Below are 21,781 nucleotides of genomic sequence, written 5' to 3'. Positions count from 1 at the left end.
CGTGATGCTGCGCCGGTTGGCGGGGCGGGCGCGCTATTGCGGCGTCCAGGCCTCGTAGTCGCCGGTCGAGCGCGGACGCTGGTCGGCGCCGACGATCGATCCCTTGGGGCGGTAGGCGGCGGCCGAGCCGGTCAGGTTGGCGACATGCGGCTTCTGCCAGGCGCGGGGCGTGTAGCTGGTCTTGGTCGGCGGGTTCTCGACGCGGTGATGCATCCAGCCGTGCCAGCCGGGGGGGATCGCCGACGCCTCGGCATAGCCGTGGTAGACGACCCAGCGCCGCTCGGGGAAACCGCCGGCGGTGCAGGCCTTGTCCGGCGTGCGGTAATAGGTGTTGCCGAGTTCGTCCGTGCCGACCTTCTCGCCCTTGCGGCGGGTGAACCAGCGCGTGCCCATGGTCTGGCCGTTCCACCAGGTGAACAGCTCGGTCAGGAACCAGCCCATTTGTGACCCTCATCTCGACAATTCGTTGCCCTGCTTATGCAGCCGCGGCGCCGGCAAGTCAAAGGCTACGGCGGATTTCGCGGGGGCTTCGCACCCTTCTTGCGCGCATCCGTCGCGGCTGCGCCGAGGCCTCCGGCGGCGAAACGGCGGCTGGGGCGCCAACGGAAAAGGCCCGGCAGGTGCCGGGCCTCTTCTTGTCTCGTGATCGCCGTGCGCGTTCTCAGAAGAACGAGCGGCGCTGCCACCAGCCGCCACGCTTCGGGCGGTCGTCCTCGGGCTGGGACTCGACGACCGGAGCGGGCGCCGGCGCCGCCTCGACGGGTTCCGCCGTCGCGGCCTCTTCGGCCACGCCGGTGTCCTCGGCGGCGATCGCCTCTTCCGAGACGACCGTCAGGTCGGGCCGCTCGTCGGCCGGGGCGTCGTCCTCGTTGTCGCCGAGCTCCGGCATGTCGAGCGCCGGCTCGTCGCCGATCTCGTCCAGGAAAGGCTGGCTCATGTCGCCGATGTCGGCGACCGGGATGTCGGCGGCGATCAGGCGCTCGCCGGCATCTTCCGGCTCGACATCGCGAATGCCGTGCTCCTCGACCTCGACGAAGCCCTCGGAGATGACCTCGCCGGTTTCGTCGAGCTCCAGCGCATGGCCTTCGGCCGCGCCTTCACCCTCGCCCTCGGCGCTCTCGCCTTCACCCTCGGCACCACGACGACCGCGACGACCACCGCGGCGGCCGCGACGACGGCGACGGCGGGGCTCGCCGTTCTCGTCGTGATCCTGGCCTTCACCGTCGCCATCGGCTTCGGCGCCTTCGTCGGAAGCTTCGTGAGCGGATTCGTCACCGGCGGTGTCCGCCGACTCGCCATCCTCATCCTCGTCGCCCGCTTCGCCGGCCGAGGCATCCTGGCTCGAGCCAGCCTCGCCGCCGCGACGGCGGCGACGGCGACGGCGCTTGCGGCGACCGCCTTCATCGGCGCGCGCGGCCTCTTCCTCACCAGCTGCCTCGACCTCGGTCTCGTCGGCGGCGATCTCCTCGATCTCTTCCTCGACCGGATGGACCGTGTCGGGATGGACGATCGGCGAGGGCAGGGCAGCCGGCGCGCTATCGCGCGGCGCGACGGCCTCGCCCCGCTCGAGCACATAGTGCTGGGCGGAGTTGACGTTCTCGTCGGCGAGCACGGTGATGGCGATGCCGAAGCGCGCCTCGATCTCGGCCAGGTGGTTGCGCTTCTGGTTCAGGATGTAGAGCGCGACGACGGTCTTGGTGCGGATCGTCAGGTTGTGCGTGGCGCTCTTGAGGAGGTTGTCCTCGAGCGAACGCAGCACATGCAGCGCCACCGAAGCCGGCGCGCGGACATAGCCGGTGCCGTGGCAGTGCGGGCAGGTCTCGACCGAGCTCTCGACGACGCCGGTGCGCAGGCGCTGGCGCGACATCTCGAGCAGGCCGAAATGCGAGATCCGGCCGACCTGGATGCGGGCGCGGTCGTTCTTCAGCGCGTCCTTGAGCTTGCGCTCGACCGCCCGGTTGTTGCGCTTCTCCTCCATGTCGATGAAGTCGACGACGATCAGGCCGGCGAGGTCGCGCAGGCGGAGCTGGCGCGCCACCTCCTCGGCGGCCTCCAGGTTCGTCTGGTAGGCGGTGTCCTCGATGTTGTGCTCGCGCGTCGAGCGGCCCGAGTTGACGTCGATCGCGACGAGCGCCTCGGTCTGGTTGATGACGATGTAGCCGCCGGACTTCAGCGTCACCTGCGGCGAGAACATCGCGTCGAGCTGCGCCTCGATGCCGGTGCGGGCAAAGATCGGCTGGCTCTCGCGGTAGGGCTGGACGTTCTTGGCATGGCTCGGCATGAGCATGCGCATGAAGTCCTTGGCCTCGCGATAGCCTTCGTCGCCGGCGACGAGAACCTCGTCGATGTCCTTGTTGTAGAGATCGCGGATCGACCGCTTGATCAGGCTGCCTTCCTCGTAGACGAGCGTCGGTGCGGCCGAGCGCAGGGTCAGCTCGCGGACGTTCTCCCAGAGGCGCAGCAGATATTCGAAGTCGCGCTTCACCTCGGCCTTGGTGCGGCTGGCGCCGGCGGTGCGGAGGATGACGCCCATGCCTTCCGGCACCTCGAGGTCGGCGGCTACCTCCTTCAGGCGCTTGCGGTCGGCGGTGTTGGTGATCTTGCGCGAGATGCCGCCGCCCCGCGCCGTGTTCGGCATCAGGACCGAGTAGCGGCCGGCGAGCGACAGATAGGTGGTGAGCGCGGCGCCCTTGTTGCCACGCTCTTCCTTGACGACCTGGACGAGCAGCACCTGGCGGCGCTTGATCACTTCCTGGATCTTGTACTGGCGGGCGCGGGCACGGCGCCGTTCCGGCAGCTCCTCGAGCGCGTCCTCGGCGCCGACCGTGTCGACGGCGTCCTCGTCATGCTCTTCGTCGCCGCCGATCTCCTCGACGCTGTGGTCGGAAGCGGGCGCGTCCAGCTCGGAGTGGTGGTCGTCGTGATGCTCGTCCGACACGGCCTCGGCGTCCGAAGCGGAAGCCTCGGCCGGGGCGTTGTCCTCGCCATGCGCGGCGTCGTCGTGCGACGCCTCGACGGCATGGTCGTCGTGGTGATCGTCGCCATGCGAGCCGGCATCCTGCGCCTCGACGTCATGGTGATCGTCGTGATGCGCTTCGCCGTCGTCGTGATGCTCGCCGTCGTGCGCCTCTGCGGTCTCGCCGTCGGCCTGGACCTCGCCCGAGCGCATCTCGTCGGCCGCCTTGGCGGCGGCGGAGCGGCTGCGCCGGCGTCCGTTCTTCGCCTTGGCGGCGGCGCGCTCCTCGGCCTCGCGCTCTTCCTGCTCCTCGGCCTCGATCAGCGCCTGACGGTCGGCGACCGGAATCTGGTAGTAATCGGGGTGGATTTCGGAGAAGGCGAGGAAGCCGTGGCGGTTGCCACCATATTCGACGAAGGCCGCCTGCAGCGAAGGTTCGACGCGGGTGACCTTGGCGAGGTAGATGTTACCGCGCAGCTGCTTGCGGCTGGCGGACTCGAAGTCGAACTCCTCGACCCGGCTGCCGCGCACCACCACGACCCGGGTCTCCTCCGGGTGGGTGGCATCGATGAGCATCTTGTTGGCCATATTGGAAAGTCTCCATGGCCCGCCCGCGCAAGACTCCGGCCGGCGCAAGGCGCCGATGCCGTGATGATCGCGAGCGAACCGTAATGGGGGAAAATGAACCTGCGCGTGCCAGCGCCAGCACCGTCGACACCACGCGGCCGGCGAGGGCCGGTCCTGGTTTGGCGTGACGGTCGGGGGTCGGCAGAAACATGGGTACGCGCTTTGAGCCTCTTGAAGAACTGACCGCCGGGGCGAACCCCGACGGGAACTCGGCCGCGAACGCTTCCGCGCCACCGCCGCCGGACCGCAGGCTCCTGCATCGTGCGCTCTGATGAAGAGAAGAGCTGCACGAACCGGATCCCTGTCCCCATCCCCTGGCCGTGCACCAAAGTGACCAGAACACCCTCGATCGGCGCGGCCAGATAACGTGGCCGGTCAACTCCGCGTGCTCCTCGGTACGTGCCGATCACGCAACGTAAGGCGGCAAACCGGCCGGAGGATGAATTCCGTAGTCTCCTTTTATGGAAGGCGGCGATTCTTGGCAAGGATATTGGGCGGGCCCCGCCCTCGGCCGGCCATGTCGCGGCGAGGCCGGGGTGGCCTCGCATTGTGGACGAGCGGCATTCGATCCGTTCTGGTTATCGCCCCTTAACCATTGCATCCTAATCGTCTAGAGAACCGGATATCGGGGCGAGGTGGGGCTGGCACCGGACGACACGAGCAGATGCAGGCAGCAAGAAGCGTAGCCGTCGATCGCAGGATCAGGCGTGGGATGGGGCTGGGAGCCGGCAGGCTGCTCGCCACGGGAATTGTCTTGCTGTCTATCGCCTGGCCGGCGTCGGCGCAGTCGCCGTCGCCGCGGCTCGCCCTGAACGAGGATGTCGCCGAGGTCGGCGTCGCCGCCGCCGAGGGCTCGGCGCTTTCCGGCGATGTCTCGCTTAAGGAGGGCATCGCGCCTGAGGCGGGGGAGGGCGCCCCGGCCGTCGCCGGCCCGATCGTCGCCCGCGAGGCGCGGGTCGTCGGCGACGGCGCGCGCACCCGCTTCATCATGGACCTTTCGGGGCCGGCCGCCGTCTCTGTCTTCATGCTCGACGAGCCCTATCGCGTCGTCGTCGACCTGCCGGAAATGCACTTCGAGCTGCCGGCCGAGACCGGCAAGAGCGGCAAGGGGCTCGTCTCCGCCTTTCGCTACGGCCTGATCTCCGCCGGCAAGTCGCGCATCGTGCTCGATGCCACGGGGCCGGTCGCGGTCGACAAGGCGTTCGTGCTGCCGGCCGAGAAGGGCCAGCCGGCGCGGGTCGTCGTCGACCTGGTGCGCAGCACGCGCACCGCCTTCCTCGAGACGCTGCGCGTGTCGCGCGACCGGATGAACGAGGCGCAGAAGGCGGAGGCCCTGCCGGGCCCGGCGCCGAATGACGGCAAGCTGCGCATCGTGCTCGACCCCGGCCATGGCGGCATCGATTCCGGCGCCATCGCCAAGTCCGGCACGCTCGAGAAGCACATCGTTCTCGCCTTCGCCAACCAGCTGAAGGAGAAGCTCGCCGCCAATCCGCGCTATGAAGTGACCATGACGCGGACGGACGACAGCTTCATGCCGCTGCGCGGCCGGGTACAATTCGCGCGTCAGAAGCACGCCGACCTGTTCGTCTCGATCCACGCCGATTCGTTCTCCGGCGCCGATATTCGCGGCGCCACGGTCTACACGCTGTCGGAGCGCGCCTCCGACCGGATGGCGGCATCGATCGCCGAATCCGAGAACAAGTCCGACATCCTCGCCGGCGTCGACGTGCCGGAGGATACCGACGAGGTCTCCGACATCCTGATCGACCTGGCGCGGCGCGAGACCAAGAATTTCGCCGTCGTCTTCGCCCGCAACGTGATCAAGGAACTGAAGCCCGACGTGCGCCTGTTCAAGCGGCCGCACCAGCAGGCCGGCTTCATGGTGCTGAAGGCGCCGGACGTGCCGTCCGCCCTCGTCGAGCTCGGCTATCTGTCGAATCCGGACGATGAGAAGCTGCTGACCTCGGCCGAATGGCGCGACAAGACGGCGGTGGCGATCAGTCGGGCCATCGACGAATTTTTTCGGTCCAGGGTTGCAGACATGGCCGCTTCGGGGCCGGTGACGCCCCAGGTCGGAGAGCCGTGATGCGACTGTTGCCCGAAGAGCACGGGGCGGTCCGGCGGTGCGCAAACGGTGAGAGCGCCCAAGTTTCTCCACAAATCGACTGGAAGAAACGACTTGTTGGGTCTATCGAAGCCAGACGAACCGGCATTTCGCCCAGGGTCAACGGTCGGTTGTGTCCGGAGCCCGTCGTCGGCCGCGCGAGAAGCGCGAGCGGCGTGGTGCGACATTCGGGGCCCGCGAGGCGACGGATGTCGGACGGGTCAACCAATTTCGAACCGGGGTTCGTCTCGTCGGCCTGAGCTTGTCGCCGGCAAGGCGATCCATCGGGGAACGCGAGCGATATGTTTCTGCGACTGATCGGCTATTTATTCGGGATTGGCGCCGTGTTTTTCTTGGCTGTTGCTGCGGGTGTGGCTTGGTACGTCTCCGGCTTGACGGGCGGTCTGCCGTCGGTCGAGGTGCTGGCGAAGTACGAGCCGCCGGTGATGACGCGCATCCATGCGTCGGACGGCCAGCTGGTCGGCGAATATGCCCGCGAGCGTCGCCTCTACCTGCCGATCCAGGCGATTCCGGACCGGGTGAAGGCCGCCTTCATCTCGGCCGAGGACAAGAATTTCTACCAGCATTCCGGCATCGACTATTACGGCATCGCCCGCGCCGCGCTGCAGAACGTCTCGGCGCTGTCGTCCGACCGCCGCCTGATCGGCGCGTCGACGATCACCCAGCAGGTCGCCAAGAACTTCCTTCTGACCAACGAGCGCTCGCTCGACCGCAAGATCAAGGAAGCGATCCTGTCGCTCCGCATCGAGCAGGCGAACTCCAAGGACAAGATCCTCGAGCTCTACCTGAACGAGATCTTCCTCGGCCTCGGCTCCTATGGCGTCGCCGCCGCCTCGCTCGCCTATTTCGACAAGTCGGTGCACGAGCTGACGCTCGCCGAGGCGGCCTATCTGGCGGCGCTGCCCAAGGGCCCGAACAACTACAACCCGTTCCGCTATGCCGACCGGGCCATCGAGCGCCGCAACTGGGTGCTCGAGCGCATGGTCGACAATGGCTTCGCCACCGCCGACGAGGCCGAGGCCGCCAAGGCGCAGCCGCTCGGCGTCAAGACGCGCGTCACCAGCCCGCACATCTTCGCCGCCGACTACTATGTCGAGGAAGTGCGCCGGCAGCTGATGCAGATGTATGGCGAGAAGGCGCTCTATGACGGCGGCCTCTCGGTCCGCACCTCGCTCGATCCCGGCCTCCAGGTCATGGCGCGCCAGGCGCTGATGAACGGCCTCGTCGCCTTCGACGAGCAGCGCGGCTGGCGCGGCCCGGTGAAGAACGTCGCGATCGAGGGCGACTGGGGCGTCGCGGTGGGCGCGGTTCCAGCTCTGAGCGACATCATCGAATGGCGCCTCGCGATCGTCACCGCCGTCGACAAGGACGAGGCACAGATCGGCCTGCAGCCCGGCCGCGACGGCTCGGGCAAGCTGCTCGCCGACCGCGAGACCGGCGTCATCCCGTTCGCCGAGATGAAGTGGGCCAAGCCCGCCGGCAAGAAGCTGACCGGCGCGAGCGACGCGCTCGCCGTTGGCGACGTGGTCTATGTCGAGCCCGCCGACGGCAAGCCCAACGCCTACCGGCTGCGCCAGGTGCCGGCGATCGGCGGCGCCATGGTCGTGATGGATCCGCATACCGGCCGCGTGCTGGCGCTCGACGGCGGCTTCTCCTATGCGGAGAGCCAGTTCAACCGCGCCACCCAGGCCCAGCGCCAGCCGGGCTCCTCGTTCAAGCCCTTCGTCTATGCGGCGGCGCTCGACAATGGCTACACGCCGTCCTCGGTCGTGCTCGACGCGCCGATCGAGATCGATCCGGGCTATGGTCAGCCGATCTGGCGGCCGGAAAACTACGCCCAGAAGTTCTATGGCCCGTCGACGCTGCGGGTCGGCATCGAGCAGTCGCGTAACGTCATGACCGTGCGTCTGGCGCAGGACATGGGCATGCCGCTCGTGGCCGAGTATGCCAAGCGCTTCGGCGTCTATGACAAGCTCGGCCCGTATCTGCCGAACTCGCTCGGCGCCGCCGAGACGACGGTCCTGAGGATGGTCTCGGGCTATGCCGTGTTCGCCAATGGCGGACGCCAGGTGAAGCCGACGCTGATCGACCGCATCCAGGACCGCTTCGGCAAGACGATCTTCAAGCATGAGGAACGCGTCTGCGAGACCTGCGCCGCCGACCAGTGGACCCACCAGGACGAGCCGGTCATCGAGGATAATCGTGAGCAGGTGCTCGACCCGATGACCGCCTACCAGGTCACCTCGATGCTCGAGGGCGTGGTGCAGCGCGGCACGGCGACCGTCCTGAAGCAGGTCGGCAAGCCGCTCGCCGGCAAGACCGGCACCTCGAACGACTACAAGGACGCCTGGTTCATCGGCTATTCGCCCGATCTCGTCGTCGGCGTCTTCATCGGCTACGACAACCCGCGCCCGATGGGCCGCGGCATGACGGGCGGCGAGATGGCCGCGCCGATCGCCGGCGATTTCTTCAAGCTGGCGCTCGCCGACAAGGCCGCCGTGCCGTTCCGCGTTCCGGAAGGGCTGACGCTGATCCCGATCGACCGCAAGACGGGCATGCGCGCCAATGCCGGCGCGCCGGGCACGATCCTCGAGGCCTTCAAGCCGGGCACCGGTCCGCCGGACACCTATTCGATCATCGGCCAGAGCGACTCCTATGGCGATCCGGCCCCGCCCGACGCCGGAGCGGCGATGTCCGGCACAGGCGGATTGTACTGATCAAAACGGGCCGCGGCTTCCCTCCGCGGCCCGCTCTCTTTTGCAGTGAGTGTTGAGTGAGATGACGAGTGGCTGGCGGCCGATGCGGCCGGACGATCTGGCGGCGGTCGAGGCGATCGCGGACCGCGTGCACGAGGCCTATCCCGAGGATCCGGCGGTGTTCGCCGAACGACTCCGCCTCTGGCCCGAGGGCTGCCTGATCTACGAGCGCGACGGCGTTCCGATCGCCTATGTGCTGAGCCATCCCGGCCGCGCCTTCGCGCCGCCGGCGCTGAACGCTCAGCTCGGCGCGCTGCCGCAGCCGCCGACGACCTACTACATCCACGATCTCGCCCTGCTGCCCGAGACGCGCGGGCAGGGCGCCGGTTCGGCCGTCGTCGGACGCCTGCTCGACATCGCGCGTCGGGCCGGCTGTCCCGAGATCTCGCTCGTCGCCGTCAACGACTCGGTCGGGTTCTGGGGCCGGCACGGCTTCCGGCCCGTCGACGTGCCGACCCTGGCCGAGAAGCTGCGCAGCTATGACGAGAACGCGCGCTACATGGTGCGGCCACTCGGCTAGCCAGACCGGCTGCTTCGTTGTCGCCGCTCCCTTGGCGTCCAAAATCCGTGAATGGCGTCGCCCCGGCGGAGGCCGGGGCCCATAAGCACCGGCCCGTCAGGCGGTGGCTCAGCCATCTGGTCGCGGGCTGGAGTGTCTGGATCCCGGCCTCCGCCGGGATGACGGCGGAGGCAGCTGGATCGCGCCCAGGTCTCTCGCGGGAGAGGGGACGCGGCTGGTATGTCGGCCTAGCGGTCGATGCGCGCGGCCTGCGCCGGCGAATAGCGCTCGCCCTGGATGTCGATCGGCGCGATGGCCGCCTCGATCGCCTGCAAATCTGCCTCGCTTAGTTCGATGGCCGCCGCGCCGAGGTTCTCGTCGAGACGGTGCAGCTTGGTGGTGCCGGGGATCGGCACGATCCAGGGCTTCCGCGCCAGTAGCCAGGCGAGCGCGATCTGGGCCGGCGTCGCCTTCCTGGCCGTAGCGATGCGGACGAGTTCGTCGACGATTGCCTGATTGGCCTTGCGCGCCTCGGTCGAGAAGCGCGGCACGGTGTTGCGGAAGTCCGTGCCGACGAAGGTGGTGCTGGCGTCGATGGCGCCGGTGAGAAAGCCCTTGCCGAGCGGGCTGAACGGCACGAAGCCGATGCCGAGCTCCTCGAGCGTCGGCAAGATCGCCTCTTCCGGCTCCCGCCACCATAGCGAATATTCGCTCTGCAGCGCGGCGACCGGCTGCACCGCATGGGCGCGGCGGATGTTCTTCACCCCGGCCTCCGACAGGCCGAAATGTTTCACCTTGCCCTCGCGGATCAGTTCCTTGACCGTGCCTGCGACGTCTTCCATCGGCACGTTCGGATCGACCCGGTGCTGGTAGAACAGGTCGATCCGGTCGGTCCGGAGCCGCTTCAGCGAGGCCTCGGCGACGGCGCGGATATGTTCCGGCCGGCTGTCCATGCCGCTCGTGCCACTGCCGTCGATGTCGATGCCGAACTTGGTGGCGATGACGACCTGGTCGCGGATCGGCGCCAGCGCCTCGCCGACGACCTCCTCGTTCTTATACGGGCCATAGACTTCGGCGGTATCGAAGAAGGTGACGCCATGGTCGAAGGCGGCGCGGATCAGGCGGACGCCGTCGGCGGTGGGAAGCGGCTCGCCGTAGGACATGCTGATGCCCATGCAGCCGAGGCCGATGGCGGAGACCTCGAGGCCGCCACCTCCGAGCTTGCGCTTCTGCATTGTTGGCTTCCTTTCGGGATGTGCCCGCGCCGCGTCGGCGGCGGGCGTGGGGATTCAGTCGGGATAGTCCTCGTCGCGGACCTGTTCGAGCCAGTCGACGGACTTGCCGTCGAGCGCCTCGGCGATCGCGATATGCGTCATCGCGGTGGACGCGGTGGCGCCGTGCCAGTGCTTCTCGCCGGGCGGGAACCAGACGATGTCGCCCGGCGCGATCGCCTCGACGGGACCGCCCTCGCGCTGCGCCCAGCCCCGGCCGGAGACGACGATCAGCGTCTGGCCGAGCGGGTGGGTGTGCCAGGCCGTGCGGGCGCCGGGATCGAAGGTCACGGTGGCGCCACCGACGCGGGCGGGCGCGGTCGTGCTGAACGGTGCATCGATGCGCACCGTCCCGGTGAAATAGTCCGCGGACCCCCGGGCGGAGGGCTGCGAGCCGTTTCGCTTGATGTCCATGCGATGTCCCTTCCTGTCGATGCGGCCGGACAGGCACGCTAGCGCCTTCATGCCGGCGCGATAAGTTGGCATAATGAGCATGTCCCTATGAGGAAGGTTCATGAATGCTGCGTGAGAACGCCAATGACCTCGTCGCCTTTCTCGAAGTGGCGCGCGAACGCAGCTTCACCAGGGCCGCGGCCAGGCTCGGCGTGTCGCAATCGGCGCTCAGCCACGCGATGCGAGGGCTGGAGACCCGGCTTGGCATGCGCCTGCTCGCCCGCACGACGCGGAGCGTCGGGCTGACCGAGGCGGGAGAGCGGCTGCTGCGCGCCGACGCGCCGGCCTTCGAGGACATCGACGCCGAGCTGCTGGCGCTCGGCGCGCTCCGCGACAGGCCGGCCGGCAGCTTCCGCATCACCGCCGGCCAGCACGCCGTCGACACCATCCTCTGGCCGGTGCTCGAGCGATTGCTACCCGACTATCCCGACATCAAGGTCGAGCTCTCCATCGACGCCGCGCTGACCGACATCGTCAGTGAGCGCTTCGATGCCGGCGTGCGGCTCGGTGAGTCGCTCGAGAAGGACATGATCGCCGTGCGCATCAGCCCCGACATGCGCATGGTGCTGCTCGCTGCGCCGTCCTATCTGGCGAAGCACAGGCCGCCCGAGGCGCCGCGCGACGTGACGGCGCACAATTGCATCAATCTCCGCCTGCCGACCTATGGCGGCCTCTATGCCTGGGAGTTCGAGAAGGACGGGCAGGAGCTGCGCGTCCGCGTCGAGGGGCAGCTGACCTTCAACACGCCGTCCAACGTGCTCAAGGCGGCGGCGGCCGGCATGGGGCTCGCCTTCATGCTCGAGGATGCGGCGCGGGACTATCTCGCCGACGGCCGCCTCGTCCGCCTGCTCGAGGACTGGTGCCCGCCATTCCCCGGCTACCACCTCTATTATCCGAGCCGCCGGCAGCCTTCTCCGGCCTTCACGCTGCTGGTCGAGGCGCTGCGCTATCGCGGCTGAGCGTGGCCGCCGCGCGCCGTTGCGCCCCGGACCGGGTTCTGCGACGGTCCTGTCAGGGCGGGCGGCGAAAGGCGCGGTGAGGACCATGTTGGCAAGCTGGCAATTCTGGGCGGTGCTCTCGGCCGTCTTCGCGGCGCTGACCGCGATCTTCGCCAAGATCGGCATCACAGGCGTCGGTTCGGACTTCGCCACCTTCATCCGCACCATCGTCATCCTGGTCACCATCGCCTTCATCCTGACGGTGACGGGCCAGTGGCAGCCCTTCGGCTCGGTGTCGTCGAAGAGCTATGCCTTCCTCGTCCTCTCGGGGCTCGCGACGGGCGCTTCCTGGCTCTGCTATTTCCGCGCCCTGCATCTCGGCGACGCCGCCCGCGTCGCCCCGGTCGACAAGCTCAGCGTCGTCCTGGTCGCCCTTTTCGGCGTCGCCTTCCTCGGCGAGACTCTCTCCTGGCGCAACTGGTTCGGCGTGCTTCTGATCGCCTCCGGGGCGGTTCTGGTGGCCATGCGCGCCTGACGCTGGATGGGTGGCGGATCTCTTTCGTCGGCTTCCTGAGGTCATTCTCGCCGGATGGAGGGCATCCGGCCCTCCGATCGCGGCCTTTTTCGGCGTGCGGCATGAAACTTCATCGATTGGGGGTTGACGCAGCGCCGGCATTGGCGCACCTGACAAGCGTCAAGCCGGCGTCCGCATGCGGACCGGCCCCCACTTGGAACCCCCGCTTCATGTCGAGCGACAGTAGCAGTCGAATAAAGGCGCCGCCCAGGGCCACGATGAACTGATCGCTCGATCGGCTCACTCGGTCTGCCGGCGGCCGATCGGAGTAGAGCCATGGAAGATATCGTCCGCCAGGACGAGGCGACCCTGCGCGCCGAGGCATCGCGCCTCGATCACGAGCACGTCGCCGACGTCGTCGAACGCCTCAACCAGCATGATCCCGAGACCAACGCGGCGCTTCTCGCCGGGCTGTCGGACGAGCGCGTGGTCGAGATCCTCGACCTGCCCGAGTTCGAGGATTCGGGCGAGGTCATCGCCAACCTGCCGCGGGAACGCGTCGCGCGCATCATCGCCGGCATGTCGGCCGACCGGGCGACCGACCTTCTCGCCGAGATCGACGAGCCGCTGCGCTCGCAGCTGATCGCCCGCCTCGACCCGGAGACCCGCAGCGCCGTCTCGCGCCTCGCCGCTTATCCCGAGGGCAGCGCCGGCAGCATCATGACGACCGAGTTCGTCAGCGTGCCGTCCGACTGGACGGTGGCGCAGACGCTTCGGCACATCCGTGCCGTCGAGAAAAGCCGCGAGACGATCTACACGATCTGCGTGCTCGATCCGGCGACGCATGCGCTCGTGCAGGCGGTATCGCTGCGCCGGCTGATCGCCGCCGAGCTCGACGCCAACGTGCTGTCGGCGGGACGCCATCGCCGGCCGATCACCGTCGAGCCGCGCACCGACCGGGAGGAGGTGGCGCAGCTCTTCTCGAAATACGACCTTCTGGCCGTCCCGGTGGTGGATGAGCGTTTCCATGTCGTCGGGATCGTCACGGTTGACGACGTCATCGATACGATCTTCGCGGAAAGCACGGAGGACGTGCAGAAATTCGGCGGCATGGAGGCGCTCGACGAGCCCTACATGGACATCAGCTTCACGAAGATGATGCGGAAGCGGGCCGGCTGGCTCTGCGCGCTGTTCATCGGCGAGATGCTGACGGCGACCGCCATGCAGCATTTCGAGCATGAGCTGGAGCGCGCCATCGTGCTCACCCTGTTCATTCCGCTGATCATGAGCTCCGGCGGCAATTCCGGCTCGCAGGCGACCTCGCTGATCATCCGCGCGCTGGCGCTCGGCCAGATCAAGCTCCGGGACTGGTGGCGCGTCGCGCTGCGCGAGATGCCGAGCGGCCTGACGCTTGGCGCGATCCTTGGCACGCTCGGCATCATCCGCATCAGCGTCTGGCAGCTGCTCGGCTTCTATGACTATGGCGAGCACTGGATGCTGGTGGCGGCGACGGTCGGCGCCGGCCTGCTCGGCATCGTCACCTTCGGCTCGATGGCGGGCTCGATGCTGCCCTTCATCCTGCAGCGGCTGAAGTTCGATCCGGCCAGCGCCTCGGCGCCCTTCGTCGCCACGCTCGTCGACGTGACGGGCCTAGTGATCTATTTCAGCGTCGCCCTGGTCATCCTGAGCGGCACGCTGCTGTAGTCCGCCTGACCGCTAGACCGGGCGCGCGACCGGACGTGGCTTGCCACGGCCGAGGCGCCCGGTCATGCGGAGGCCGCCGCGCATGTTGAGGCCGAGCAGCGCGAGGTTGACCACGCCCGCTGCGATTTCGGCGACCTGCACGGCCCAGAAGGTTGGATCGAACGCGCCGTGCTGGGCCTTCCAGTTCAGGAACAGCGCCGCCGGAACGAGGATCAGAAGGCCGTTGGCCGCGACGATCTTCATGCGACCGAGCTTCGTCACGGCCAGCCCCTTGGGACGCGGTCCCGAGAGCTTGATGCCGCTCCCACCCGTCGCCGCGAGGGCAGGGACCAGAACCAGGAGACCGGTAGCGATCGCGAATTTCACGCTGGCGATCAGGGTGTGGTCGCCGAGGAGCTCGCTGGTGATCGTAGCCGTCTGGAACAGAAGGATGGTGAGAAGGGCGATCGATCCGGCGACCGCGTGCAGGGTACGAAAGGCGATTCTGCGTTTCATGGCGTCATTCCCGCTTGCAGTGGGGAGGCTGTCGCGAGATAGATAGCATACGATGTATTTGGATAGCAAGCTATGCAAGTGACGCTGCAGCGCAGCCGGTCGGCCGGCTACATGACCAATTGGGCAGCGCGCCTCTTCGCCCGTGCCATCGATCGCCGCCTGAAGCCGCTCGGCATTTCGTCTGGGCAGCTGCCAGTATTCTTTGCCCTTGGCGGTGGCGCGGCGCTGTCGCAGAAGGCGCTGGCGGAGCTGGCGGCGATCGAGCAGCCGACGATGGCGGCGACCCTGTCCCGCATGGAGCGCGACGGCCTGATCGAGAAGAGCCCGGATCCGGATGACCGGCGCAGCTCGCTGATTTCGCTGACGCCTGTCGCGTTGGAGAAGGCGCAGGAGGTGCGTGAAGTGATCGCAAGCGTCAATGCGGCCGCCCTTTCCGCGCTCAGTCCCGGCGAGCAGGAGGCCTATCTCGGATCGCTCGCAAAGATCACAGCGGCGCTGGACAGCCTCGAGGACTGAGGCGTCGAAAGGCTCTGGCTCGATCCCGCTGGATCCCGATTGGCGGCGGGACGAGGCGATCGGCGTGCCTACGCCTTGTCCACCCAGACCATGGGGATGATGATGCACACTAGGATCTGCAGGAGCAGATAACCGAAGAAGGCCCCGATGCCGCCGAAGATGCCGGCGACCACGGCGGTCGGCAGCGTGAAGAGGGCGCCGGTCCCGACGCGGAACAGGGTCAGCCATCCGGAGCCGCCGGTCGTCTTCCCGCCGGCCTCGCTCAGCCCGATGAAGATCGTGAAGGCGATGGAGAGGGCGACCATGATGCGGGCGGGGTTGATCAGCAGCCAGTCCAGTATGTCGTGCATGTCGTGATTTCGTCTGAGCCGGCGCAGCGTCGTGCGCGTTCTGGATGCGTCGTCGCCGGACAGGGCGCCTCTGGCGCCCGGCGACCCGGCCTCACTTCCGCTCCAGCTCTATCACGTCGAACTTCGATTCGAAGCGCGGCAGCGGGAGTTCCAGCCGGTAGCTCCTCGGGCCGGTCTTGAAGAAGTAGCCGACCTGGTCGCGATCCGCGTCATAGCCGTAGGAAACCGGCCGTTCGCTGATCGTGTGCGTGGCGCCGTAATAGATCAGCCGCGTCTCGCTCTCGTCGATGAAATGGCCGGTGAAGCGCTGCGAGCCCGTGGTCTTGACCAGGCGGTAGCCCCGCTCGTCGAGGTCGATCTTGCAGGAGAACCAGCCATAGACGGTGAGCGGCAGGCTGCCGCCCATCTTGATGGTGCGGCAGCGATAGAGCCCGAGCAGGTCGTCGCCGAGGATCCTGCGCGGCGCGCCGGCGAGCGCCCGATTCGCCTCGCGGAGGTCGCCGGCGGCGCCATGGTCGCGGGCGGCGAGAATCGCCGCCTTCGAAACGGAGTCATATTGCGCGAGGCGGGCGCGGTCGGCCCGGGTCAGCGTGCGCGCCGCCAGCGTGCCGCTGGCCAGGGCGGTCGCGTCGGAAAGGGAGAGGACGGCGGTCGCGAGCAGCGCGACGACGGTCAGTTTCCGCTTCATGAGGGTATCCAGCATGGTCCCTGTTCGGTTTACAGAGGGGGAGGGCGACACTATGGTGCGCCACCCTGACGGCTTCGGCCGTCGCGCCTGATTTGACGGACACCTAGCATATGAGAGCCGAGATCCAGACGGTCGTCGACGAAATCAAGCAGGGCATCACCCTGCTGAGGAGGCATCTTTGACTGGGATCGTGCCCAGAGACGCCTGCTTGAACTGAACGCCCTCTCCGAGACGCAGAACTTCTGGGACGATCCCCAGAAGGCGCAGAAGCTGATGCGCGAGCGCCAGGGTCTCGAGGACGGCATCAACGCCGTTCTGACCAGCGAGCGCGAGCTTGCCGACAATATCGAGCTGATCGAACTCGGCGAGATGGAGGGCGATGCCTCGATCATCGCCGACGCCGAGGCCGCGATCTTCGCGCTGAAGGGCGACGTCCGCAAGCGCCAGGTCAATTCGATGCTGTCCGGCGAGGCCGACGGCAACGACACCTATGTCGAAATCCATGCCGGCGCCGGCGGCACGGAGAGCCAGGACTGGGCCAACATCCTGCTGCGCATGTACACGCGCTGGTCGGAGAAGAGCGGCCGCAAGGTCGAGGTGATGGAAGTCCATGACGGCGAAGAGGCGGGCATCAAGTCGGCCACGATCCTCGTCAAGGGCGAGCAGTCCTATGGCTGGCTGAAGACCGAATCGGGCGTGCACCGCCTCGTGCGCATCTCGCCCTATGACAGCGCCGCGCGCCGCCATACGAGCTTCGCGTCGGTCTGGGTCTATCCGGTCGTCGACGATTCGATCGAGATCGAGATCAACGAGAGCGACTGCCGCATCGACACCTACCGCGCCCAGGGCGCCGGCGGCCAGCACATCAACACGACCGACTCGGCCGTGCGCATCACGCACATCCCGTCGGGCATCGTCGTGCAGTGCCAGAGCGAACGCTCGCAGCACAAGAACCGGGCCGCCGCCTGGGACATGCTGCGTTCGCGCCTCTACGAGGCCGAGCTGGAGCGCCGCGAGGCCGCCGCCAACGCCACCGAGGCCAGCAAGACGGACATCGGCTGGGGGCACCAGATCCGCTCCTACGTCATGCAGCCGTACCAGCTGGTGAAGGACCTGCGCACGGGTGTCGAGAGCACCAGCCCGCAGGACGTGCTGAACGGCGACCTGAACGAGTTCATGGAAGCGGCGCTGGCGCAGCGCCTCGGCGGCCCGTCCGTCGACGTCCAGGACATCGACTGACGCGACAGGCGCCCGCTTGGCGACAAGCGTCCGCGTCCGACGAAAGGGCGGAGCCCGGCTCCGCCCTTTTCCGATTTATGGGCCCGGCCGCCGCGGGCCTCCGATCGCGCCCGTCGCCCCGGTGCGATCCTGTCGGCGGTGGTGGCCTGAAGGCGCAACTCGTCGTATGAGGCCAGTGGAGGAAGAGGGCGCGCAACCCGCCATTCGCAATCCCCGTTGAGAGGAAGCTCGCCGCGATGGAAATCAACCCGAACAAGGTCAGCCGGCAGGGGCTCCCGTCCCAGGTCGCCGCCTTTGTGCGCTTCGAGATCCTGCGCGGGACCCTCAAGCCCGGCGACAAGCTGCCGACCGAGCAGGAATTCGCGACGCAGCACGGTGTCAGCCGCGCGGTGATCCGCGAGGCGATCGCCAAGCTTCGGCACGAGGGGCTGGTCGTGTCGCGCCAGGGCATCGGCGCCTTCGTCGCCTCGCCCGAGGCGGCGAACTCGCTGATGCTGGAGCCGAACAGCCTCGCCGTGCCGGAGGACTACCGGCATCTCTACGAGCTGCGGCTGATGCTGGAGACCGGGGCGGCCGAGCTGGCGGCCCTCAACCGGACCGAGGACGACCTCGCCGAGATGGTCCGCTGCATGGACAACATGGCGGCGGTGCGGGACCTGCACAGCCCCTATGTCGAGACCGACATCAGCTTCCACCGCGCGGTCGCCGGCGCGACCAAGAACCCGTTCGTGTCGATGTTCATCGCCTTCGTCGACGTGAAGCTGCAGGAGAGCATCCTGGTCGCTCTGCGCTCGCTCGATTTCGCCAGCGCGCAGGCGAAGGCGCATGGCGAGCACCAGAAGATCTACGCGGCGATCCGCGCTCAGGACCCGGCAGCCGCCGCCGCCGCGATGCGCGAGCATCTCTCGAACTCGGCCCGCCGCCTCGGTCTCTAGCGCGTCTTCGGGCGAAGTATCAGGCCGTCTTCGGACGCGCCATGACCGCGCGGCCGCTGGTGAGGTCGGCGACCAGCGCCTCGACCGCGTCGACCTCCGTCCTGTGGATCGCGACCACGATGTCGCTGCCGGTTTCGCCATAGCGCTGGGCGAGGATCTGCGTCGAGGGCAGCGTCGCGAGGCGGGCCTGGACGAGCGCCAGATCGCCGAACGGGACGGTGATGGTCGCCTCCTCGGTCGCGATCAGCGGTAGGGCTTCCGCCGCGCGCAGGCAGGCGGCCGCCGTCCCGCCATAGGCGCGCACCAGCCCGCCGCTGCCGAGCAGGATGCCGCCGAACCAGCGGGTGACGACGACGGCGACGCCGTCCAGCTGTTGTCCGTCGATCGCCTGCAGGATCGGCTTGCCGGCGGTGCCGCTCGGTTCGCCATCGTCCTGGAAGCGATAGTGCTGGCCGATGCGCCAGGCCCAGCAATTGTGGTTCGCCGCCGGGTCGGAATGGGCGGCGATGAAGGCCTTCGCGGCCGCCTCGTCCGACACCGGTCCGGCAACGGCCTGGAACCGGCTCTTCTTGATCTCCTGCGCGTGGCTCTCGATTCCCTTGAGGGTGAACATCAGCGTCCCTGTCGCACCGTCCTGAATGGCACCGATCCCGGGTTGTCGCCCGCATGCCGCCGGCGGGCCCGTCCGAATCCCGACAGGAGTGATGCCCCATTTCGCGGGGCGAGCGCCAGTCGGTCCGCGCGGGCGCGGCTGGCGCTGCCGGGATCAGCCGGTAGGCTCCGCCAGGCCGCTGTCGACGATCCCGAGCGCTGTCTCGATCGCCAGCACTTCGGCATTCGTCCGCGCGCCGGTGCGTTCGAGCTCGATGAACATCTGCTCGAAGCCACCGGGCGTGACGATGGCGAGCATCCGGCCGGGCGCGTCGCTGATGTTCTGCCAGCGATGCGGCACATGCGGCGGCAGGGTGATCGTGGCGCCGGGGCCGGCCTCCAGCACCGCGTCGCCACACCAGAACCGGTAGCGACCGGCGATCACGCGAAAAGCTTCCGTCTCCCGCGTGTGGGTGTGCCAGTGCGGGCCGGTGCCCGGGGCGGAGAACGTTTCCCACATGCCGAGCGCGCCGGCTGTCTCGGCGGCGGTGGCGTGGATGAAGACCTGCCCGCCATGCGAATTCCGGACGATGCGCTCCTGCCCGGGCAATGAGGCGAGCGGCCTGTCGAAGACGGGCATTCCGAACCTCCGAGCGTCGGTGACATTGCGTCGCCACTCTACAGGAGGTTCGGGCCGGGACCGGTATCAATTCGGCGGGGAGAATGGCGGTAGGCGCCACCTTCCCCCTTCGTCAGAGCCAGGCGCTGATTTCCTGGCCGGCGCGCAGATAGTTCATCGGGTCGATGGCCTTGCCGTTGATGCGGATCTCGTAGTGGAGATGCGGGCCGGTCGAGCGTCCGGTCGAGCCGACATTGCCGACGCGGCGGCCGGCGACGACCTTCTCGCCGACCTTGACGGCGATCTTGCTGAGATGGCCATAGCGCGTCACCACGCCGTTGCCGTGGTCGACGTCGACCATGTTGCCGTAGCCGCCATTGTAGCCGGCGGCGATCACCGTGCCGTCGGCGACCGACTTGGCGGGCAGGCCGGTCGGGGCGCGGAAGTCGATGCCGGTATGCATGGCGGCGCGGCCGAGGAACGGGTCCTTGCGGGCGCCGAAGCGGCTCGAGATGTCCGCGTTGCCGATCGGGCGCTTCAGCGGCAGGCCCTGCGCGATCGAGCGCAGCTTGGCGAATCGGTCGAATTCCTGAGTCAGCGAGGCGACCTCGCTCTTGAAGTCGAGATCCTCGGCCGTCGCCGGCACGAAGGGGCCGCCGACATCCTGGTTGCGACCCTTCGGCACGCGCTGGCCGAGGCCCTTCAGCACGGTTTCGATCTTGCGCGACCGGGTCGTGATCTTGCCGGACATCGCCATTACCACGGCGTCCTGGTCCGCCTTCATCGTCGCGATCTGCTTCTCGATCGGCGCGAGGCGCGGATCGGGCGGCATCGGGACGATCTCGGCGGCCTGGCCCTTGCCGCGGGCGCGAAGCCCCATGTCGGCGAAGCGCGCGACCGGCTTGGCGACGGTCGGGCTGATCGAGCCGGTGACGGTCGAATCGAGGTCGAGCTTGGAGGAGCGGTTCTTGCCGTTGCGGGCCTTGGTCGATCCCGGCGCGGGCACGTCGATGCCGGCGCGGCGGGCTGCCTCGGTCAGCTTGTTGAGCGCCTTCTGCCGGGCCTCGAGCTCCTTCTGGCGATCGAGCAGGTTGCGGACCTTCTGGTCGGTGGTCGACTGCTCCTGCGTGCGCGCGTGGTTGAGCTCGTCGATCTCGCTGGTCAGGCTGCCGATCTTGTCCTTCAGCGCGGCGATCTGGCCTTCATAGATGGCGCTGGCCTCGAGCTCGCGGGCCTCGCGGACATTCTGGGTGTCGAGGATCGCCTGCTGCTGCGCCGCCGCCGCGCTCAGCAGGTCGTCGCGATAGACGAGATAGGCGGTCGCGCCGAAATAGGCGGTCGAGAGCAGGAACAGGCCGACGCCACCCAGGAGGATGGTGCGGGGCCGCAGATGGATGGTCTTGTGGGGCGCGTGCGGAGCGGCCGCGGCGACGGAGCGCGCGGTCTTATCCGCCTTCGCCTGCTTCCGGCGCGACTGCCGAACCGGGGCGGGTTCGGGCAGCGGCGGCTCGGGCAGCAGGTGGACGAGGTCCACGCGAAGAGGGTGATGGGATTCCGGGTAAGCACTCGGCATTGACGTTCCAACCATGGCGACGGTTGTCTGATGGCCGAGGACACGACCGCTTCGCCACGATTAAAATCGGTTAGGGTTAAGGCTTGGTTGACGGTGCGGCGTCAGGCGTCCGCGCGTGGTGCAAGCGGGCGGTAGAAGCCCGGCGTCATGCCGGCCTCGGCGCGGGCGGAATCGTTGAAAGGCGGCTTCAGCGGGCCGCGGAAATGCTTGATTACCAGCTGGCGGAAGGTCGGTTCGGGCGCCAGACGGTGGCGGTCGCACATGAAGCGGAACCACTTGGCGCCGAAGGCGACATGGCGCTTTTCGTCGCGGTAGATGATCGACAGGATGTTGGCGCTGGCGGCGTCGCCGACCTCGTTCATCTTGTCGATCAGAGGCGGCGTCACGTCGAGGCCGCGCGCCTCGAGCACCAGCGGCAGGATGGCGAGCCGGGCGGTCAGGTCGTGGCCGGTCTCCTGCGTCGCCTGCCACAGCCCGTCATGCGCCGGCAGGTCGCCATAGGCGGCGCCGAGATCCTTGAGCCGGTCGGCGAGGAGGGCGTAGTGCTTGGCCTCTTCCAGGCCCACCTGCACCCAGTTGTCGAAGAAGGAGCGCGGCAGCGGCACGCGCACGAAGCGACCGACCAGGTCCCAGGTCAAGTCGACCGCGTTCAGCTCGATATGGGCGAGCGAGTGGATCATGGCGATGCGGCCCGTCGGCGAGACGACCGAGCGCTTCGGCAGGTCGCGCGGCGGCACCAGGACGAGGTTGGCGGGACGCCCGGGCCGGTCCGGCATGGGGCCGTCGAGCGCGCCGGCGGAGAGCGACAGGCGCCGGCCGAACCAGGCCTTGGCGGTGGCGAAGGCGAGTTCCACCTTCTCGTCGAGGTCGGCGGTCGCGACGATGCGGGCCGCGGCGGCGGCGAGGCTGCGAGGTTCCATCGACATCGGCGC

At 68.1% G+C, this 21,781-nt stretch carries 20 protein-coding genes; 9 read left to right on the top strand and 11 right to left on the bottom strand.

Annotated elements, in window-relative coordinates; genetic code table 11:
- Positions 1 to 33: 33 nt before the first annotated feature.
- The gene (locus G539_RS0104020) at positions 34 to 441 is read right to left on the bottom strand and encodes an NADH:ubiquinone oxidoreductase subunit NDUFA12 (protein WP_029074060.1); all 408 of its coding nucleotides are present in this window, start codon (positions 439 to 441) and stop codon (positions 34 to 36) included.
- A gap of 220 nt (positions 442 to 661) precedes the next feature.
- Positions 662 to 3,544 carry an Rne/Rng family ribonuclease gene (locus G539_RS0104015; protein ID WP_029074059.1) on the bottom strand — a complete coding sequence of 961 codons (2,883 nt, stop codon included), beginning with the start codon at positions 3,542 to 3,544 and terminating at the stop codon, positions 662 to 664.
- Between the two features lie 793 nt (positions 3,545 to 4,337).
- Between G539_RS0104015 and G539_RS0104010 the strand changes: the two genes are divergently transcribed.
- The 3 genes from G539_RS0104010 to G539_RS0104000 all read left to right on the top strand — a co-directional run bounded on the left by G539_RS0104010 (position 4,338) and on the right by G539_RS0104000 (position 8,984).
- Positions 4,338 to 5,669, top strand: a complete 1,332-nt coding sequence (locus G539_RS0104010; RefSeq protein WP_245576790.1) for an N-acetylmuramoyl-L-alanine amidase — start codon at positions 4,338 to 4,340, stop codon at positions 5,667 to 5,669.
- Positions 5,670 to 5,989: 320 nt separating this feature from the next.
- Positions 5,990 to 8,425, top strand: a complete 2,436-nt coding sequence (locus G539_RS0104005; protein WP_029074057.1) for a penicillin-binding protein 1A — start codon at positions 5,990 to 5,992, stop codon at positions 8,423 to 8,425.
- Between the two features lie 61 nt (positions 8,426 to 8,486).
- Positions 8,487 to 8,984 (top strand): GNAT family N-acetyltransferase, encoded by a 498-nt coding sequence (locus G539_RS0104000; protein WP_245576789.1) that lies wholly within the window; start codon positions 8,487 to 8,489, stop codon positions 8,982 to 8,984.
- Positions 8,985 to 9,211: 227 nt separating this feature from the next.
- On the opposite strand, the gene G539_RS0103995 is transcribed toward G539_RS0104000, so the two are convergent.
- Both G539_RS0103995 and G539_RS0103990 read right to left on the bottom strand, forming a co-directional pair.
- Positions 9,212 to 10,198, bottom strand: a complete 987-nt coding sequence (locus G539_RS0103995) for an aldo/keto reductase (protein WP_029074055.1) — start codon at positions 10,196 to 10,198, stop codon at positions 9,212 to 9,214.
- 54 nt (positions 10,199 to 10,252) lie between these two features.
- The gene (locus tag G539_RS0103990; RefSeq protein WP_029074054.1) at positions 10,253 to 10,648 is read right to left on the bottom strand and encodes a (R)-mandelonitrile lyase; all 396 of its coding nucleotides are present in this window, start codon (positions 10,646 to 10,648) and stop codon (positions 10,253 to 10,255) included.
- Between the two features lie 104 nt (positions 10,649 to 10,752).
- Here G539_RS0103990 and G539_RS0103985 point away from each other — a divergent pair, with 104 nt between their 5' ends.
- The 3 genes from G539_RS0103985 to mgtE all read left to right on the top strand — a co-directional run bounded on the left by G539_RS0103985 (position 10,753) and on the right by mgtE (position 13,843).
- The gene (locus tag G539_RS0103985; RefSeq protein ID WP_029074053.1) at positions 10,753 to 11,646 is read left to right on the top strand and encodes a LysR family transcriptional regulator; all 894 of its coding nucleotides are present in this window, start codon (positions 10,753 to 10,755) and stop codon (positions 11,644 to 11,646) included.
- An 85-nt stretch (positions 11,647 to 11,731) separates the two neighbouring features.
- Positions 11,732 to 12,160 (top strand): EamA family transporter, encoded by a 429-nt coding sequence (locus G539_RS0103980; RefSeq protein ID WP_029074052.1) that lies wholly within the window; start codon positions 11,732 to 11,734, stop codon positions 12,158 to 12,160.
- Between the two features lie 315 nt (positions 12,161 to 12,475).
- Entirely contained in the window at positions 12,476 to 13,843 is a 1,368-nt protein-coding gene (mgtE, locus tag G539_RS0103975) for a magnesium transporter (protein WP_029074051.1), read from the top strand.
- 12 nt (positions 13,844 to 13,855) lie between these two features.
- Here mgtE and G539_RS0103970 read toward each other — a convergent pair whose 3' ends face one another.
- Positions 13,856 to 14,338, bottom strand: coding sequence for a hypothetical protein (locus G539_RS0103970; protein WP_029074050.1), 483 nt, complete (start codon positions 14,336 to 14,338; stop codon positions 13,856 to 13,858).
- Positions 14,339 to 14,410: 72 nt separating this feature from the next.
- On the opposite strand from G539_RS0103970, the gene G539_RS0103965 reads away from it, so the two are divergent.
- The gene (locus G539_RS0103965) at positions 14,411 to 14,854 is read left to right on the top strand and encodes a MarR family winged helix-turn-helix transcriptional regulator (RefSeq protein WP_035829953.1); all 444 of its coding nucleotides are present in this window, start codon (positions 14,411 to 14,413) and stop codon (positions 14,852 to 14,854) included.
- 68 nt (positions 14,855 to 14,922) lie between these two features.
- Here G539_RS0103965 and G539_RS0103960 read toward each other — a convergent pair whose 3' ends face one another.
- Together G539_RS0103960 and G539_RS0103955 are read right to left on the bottom strand one after the other, a co-directional pair.
- Entirely contained in the window at positions 14,923 to 15,204 is a 282-nt protein-coding gene (locus G539_RS0103960) for a hypothetical protein (RefSeq protein WP_029074048.1), read from the bottom strand.
- A 91-nt stretch (positions 15,205 to 15,295) separates the two neighbouring features.
- Positions 15,296 to 15,907, bottom strand: a complete 612-nt coding sequence (locus G539_RS0103955; RefSeq protein WP_084639790.1) for a DUF4893 domain-containing protein — start codon at positions 15,905 to 15,907, stop codon at positions 15,296 to 15,298.
- A 95-nt stretch (positions 15,908 to 16,002) separates the two neighbouring features.
- Between G539_RS0103955 and prfB the strand changes: the two genes are divergently transcribed.
- A protein-coding gene (gene prfB / locus G539_RS0103950; protein WP_156911781.1) for a peptide chain release factor 2 occupies positions 16,003 to 17,131 on the top strand; the annotation gives its coding sequence in 2 pieces (ribosomal slippage) (positions 16,003 to 16,071 and positions 16,073 to 17,131; 1,128 coding nt in all).
- 236 nt (positions 17,132 to 17,367) lie between these two features.
- On the top strand, positions 17,368 to 18,066 hold the full coding sequence (locus G539_RS23620; protein WP_035829948.1) for a FadR/GntR family transcriptional regulator: 699 nt from the start codon (positions 17,368 to 17,370) through the stop codon (positions 18,064 to 18,066).
- Between the two features lie 19 nt (positions 18,067 to 18,085).
- Here the strand turns inward: G539_RS23620 and G539_RS0103940 are convergent, their stop codons facing one another.
- The 4 genes from G539_RS0103940 to G539_RS0103925 all read right to left on the bottom strand — a co-directional run bounded on the left by G539_RS0103940 (position 18,086) and on the right by G539_RS0103925 (position 21,775).
- Entirely contained in the window at positions 18,086 to 18,679 is a 594-nt protein-coding gene (locus G539_RS0103940; RefSeq protein WP_029074045.1) for an IMPACT family protein, read from the bottom strand.
- A gap of 153 nt (positions 18,680 to 18,832) precedes the next feature.
- Complete coding sequence (locus tag G539_RS0103935) at positions 18,833 to 19,297, bottom strand: cupin domain-containing protein (RefSeq protein ID WP_029074044.1); 465 nt, start codon at positions 19,295 to 19,297, stop codon at positions 18,833 to 18,835.
- Between the two features lie 112 nt (positions 19,298 to 19,409).
- Entirely contained in the window at positions 19,410 to 20,849 is a 1,440-nt protein-coding gene (locus tag G539_RS27650; RefSeq protein WP_156911779.1) for a M23 family metallopeptidase, read from the bottom strand.
- 101 nt (positions 20,850 to 20,950) lie between these two features.
- Positions 20,951 to 21,775 carry a ferritin-like domain-containing protein gene (locus G539_RS0103925; RefSeq protein ID WP_035829946.1) on the bottom strand — a complete coding sequence of 275 codons (825 nt, stop codon included), beginning with the start codon at positions 21,773 to 21,775 and terminating at the stop codon, positions 20,951 to 20,953.
- Positions 21,776 to 21,781 lie beyond the last annotated feature (6 nt).

Source organism: Kaistia adipata DSM 17808, assembly GCF_000423225.1.
GTDB lineage: Bacteria > Pseudomonadota > Alphaproteobacteria > Rhizobiales > Kaistiaceae > Kaistia > Kaistia adipata.
The sequence above is the reverse complement of the archived record's forward strand: the minus strand, read 5'-3'. Positions and strand labels throughout refer to the sequence as shown.

Excerpts from the sequence above, each read along its gene's own strand:
- G539_RS0104020 (WP_029074060.1), bottom strand. The coding sequence starts at position 441 with ATGGGCTGGTTCCTGACCGAGCTGTTCACCTGGTGGAACGGCCAGACC.
- G539_RS0104015 (WP_029074059.1), bottom strand. The coding sequence starts at position 3,544 with ATGGCCAACAAGATGCTCATCGATGCCACCCACCCGGAGGAGACCCGG.
- G539_RS0104005 (WP_029074057.1), top strand. The coding sequence starts at position 5,990 with ATGTTTCTGCGACTGATCGGCTATTTATTCGGGATTGGCGCCGTGTTT.
- G539_RS0104000 (WP_245576789.1), top strand. The coding sequence starts at position 8,487 with ATGACGAGTGGCTGGCGGCCGATGCGGCCGGACGATCTGGCGGCGGTC.
- G539_RS0103995 (WP_029074055.1), bottom strand. The coding sequence starts at position 10,198 with ATGCAGAAGCGCAAGCTCGGAGGTGGCGGCCTCGAGGTCTCCGCCATC.
- G539_RS0103990 (WP_029074054.1), bottom strand. The coding sequence starts at position 10,648 with ATGGACATCAAGCGAAACGGCTCGCAGCCCTCCGCCCGGGGGTCCGCG.
- G539_RS0103985 (WP_029074053.1), top strand. The coding sequence starts at position 10,753 with ATGCTGCGTGAGAACGCCAATGACCTCGTCGCCTTTCTCGAAGTGGCG.
- G539_RS0103980 (WP_029074052.1), top strand. The coding sequence starts at position 11,732 with ATGTTGGCAAGCTGGCAATTCTGGGCGGTGCTCTCGGCCGTCTTCGCG.
- mgtE (WP_029074051.1), top strand. The coding sequence starts at position 12,476 with ATGGAAGATATCGTCCGCCAGGACGAGGCGACCCTGCGCGCCGAGGCA.
- G539_RS0103970 (WP_029074050.1), bottom strand. The coding sequence starts at position 14,338 with ATGAAACGCAGAATCGCCTTTCGTACCCTGCACGCGGTCGCCGGATCG.
- G539_RS0103965 (WP_035829953.1), top strand. The coding sequence starts at position 14,411 with ATGCAAGTGACGCTGCAGCGCAGCCGGTCGGCCGGCTACATGACCAAT.
- G539_RS0103960 (WP_029074048.1), bottom strand. The coding sequence starts at position 15,204 with ATGCACGACATACTGGACTGGCTGCTGATCAACCCCGCCCGCATCATG.
- G539_RS0103955 (WP_084639790.1), bottom strand. The coding sequence starts at position 15,907 with ATGCTGGATACCCTCATGAAGCGGAAACTGACCGTCGTCGCGCTGCTC.
- G539_RS23620 (WP_035829948.1), top strand. The coding sequence starts at position 17,368 with ATGGAAATCAACCCGAACAAGGTCAGCCGGCAGGGGCTCCCGTCCCAG.
- G539_RS0103940 (WP_029074045.1), bottom strand. The coding sequence starts at position 18,679 with ATGTTCACCCTCAAGGGAATCGAGAGCCACGCGCAGGAGATCAAGAAG.
- G539_RS0103935 (WP_029074044.1), bottom strand. The coding sequence starts at position 19,297 with ATGCCCGTCTTCGACAGGCCGCTCGCCTCATTGCCCGGGCAGGAGCGC.
- G539_RS27650 (WP_156911779.1), bottom strand. The coding sequence starts at position 20,849 with ATGCCGAGTGCTTACCCGGAATCCCATCACCCTCTTCGCGTGGACCTC.
- G539_RS0103925 (WP_035829946.1), bottom strand. The coding sequence starts at position 21,775 with ATGTCGATGGAACCTCGCAGCCTCGCCGCCGCCGCGGCCCGCATCGTC.